Genomic DNA, 1,289 nt, shown 5'->3' with positions numbered 1-1,289 from the left:
TTGCTCATGATGTAATCCCCTCCATTGCTTGTTCCAGTATACAAAAAGGTACCCACAGTCCGCACACCTTTTTTCAAAGTGTCCAGTCTATGGGTACCAGTGTACAATGGTAGTCGCTCAAGCGTTTTTCTCAATAAATATTTGCTTCATTTGATGAATAAAAAAAGGATATTTCGCATCTCTCACATCGGTATGAACCATTTCCGTTTCACAATCCTCACATATAAAACCGTATATGACTCGAATGCCCTCACCTTCTATTCTTCTGTTGCCGCATATCGCGCATTGATAACCGTATAATTCATTCATTCCACATTCCTGCCTTTCCCATATACATAATACCTCATTACTATTATGACATGAAATCTATGATTTCATACTTGTTTCATATGCTGTTTTCAAATATTACTATATGTTATGCAAATACTGGGCGCATGGTGATAACTTTTGTGGAATTGAACTATGGACAAAAGTGACTCAATTACCGATATATTTATTGAATATCAGTTGTGCACGGCACTATGGAAGGAAGCGTGAATATGAAGAGGAAACTTTCGGAGCAACAGAACGCAACGATTTATCAATATAAGCTCATTAAACGAAAGGTGATTGCTAAAGAGCTCATTTACAGCCACATCCTTATGGCAGTTATTTTTGTTGGCTTCCAAATACTAATTTATGAAATGGAGGGGTTATTCTCATGGTTGTTCGGATTCGCGCTCATACAAGCGCTGCACCTACTTGTACTTCTTCTAACGTTCATAAGAGTCGATGAAGCGGCGGATCGTCAATGGATCTGGCGAATTACCCCTCCCTGGATCGGATTCAAGCCTGCGAATGATATTAGTCTTCTCATCTTCCGTAGAGTACACCGCCACCTGTTCTGGATTGGATTATGCTTTATTGCCTTATTATATCCGTGGACCAAGCCATCGCTTATGATAAGCCTTGTAAGCTGGCATATATGGCTGCTAACCCCCAGACTAATAGTATCGTTTTTCTTTCGCAAGCAGCATACAGACGGTGTTCTACGCCTGCAGACGAAGGAAGCATCCTATTACCAACGGTAATACGTCGTATATATTGATCGATGCCCGACAATTCCTCTAGGGCCGGGCCATCTACTTCGTATTACTTCGAACGGAGGTTCGAACACTCTCCCGATGGGAGAGGAGCGTCTGGCTACGCCCATTCCGCACCGGATGAATTCATTTCGTGATATAGCTTCGAGGTCGGCGTTTGAACCTTCCCCTAGGGCCGGGCCTGCTGCTTCGTATTACTTCGATCGG

2 protein-coding genes are annotated in these 1,289 nt (G+C 42.7%); one reads left to right on the top strand and one right to left on the bottom strand.

All coding sequences use genetic code 11. The features are described from left to right. Positions 1–117: 117 nt before the first annotated feature. Positions 118–309, bottom strand: coding sequence for a sigma factor G inhibitor Gin (locus tag ACFQ2I_RS19505; RefSeq protein ID WP_377567219.1), 192 nt, complete (start codon positions 307–309; stop codon positions 118–120). A gap of 230 nt (positions 310–539) precedes the next feature. Between ACFQ2I_RS19505 and ACFQ2I_RS19500 the strand changes: the two genes are divergently transcribed. Then, a complete protein-coding gene (locus ACFQ2I_RS19500; RefSeq protein WP_377567217.1) occupies positions 540–1,070 on the top strand; it encodes a transposase in 531 nt (176 codons plus the stop codon). Positions 1,071–1,289: the final 219 nt, after the last annotated feature.

The sequence above is a fragment of the Paenibacillus chungangensis genome (genome assembly GCF_042675905.1).
Classification (GTDB): domain Bacteria; phylum Bacillota; class Bacilli; order Paenibacillales; family Paenibacillaceae; genus Pristimantibacillus; species Pristimantibacillus chungangensis.
The sequence above is the reverse complement of the archived record's forward strand: the minus strand, read 5'-3'. Positions and strand labels throughout refer to the sequence as shown.

Bases quoted from the DNA above. Each gene is read 5' to 3' on its own strand.
- ACFQ2I_RS19500 (WP_377567217.1), top strand. From the start codon at position 540: ATGAAGAGGAAACTTTCGGAGCAACAGAACGCAACGATTTATCAATAT.
- ACFQ2I_RS19505 (WP_377567219.1), bottom strand. From the start codon at position 309: ATGAATGAATTATACGGTTATCAATGCGCGATATGCGGCAACAGAAGA.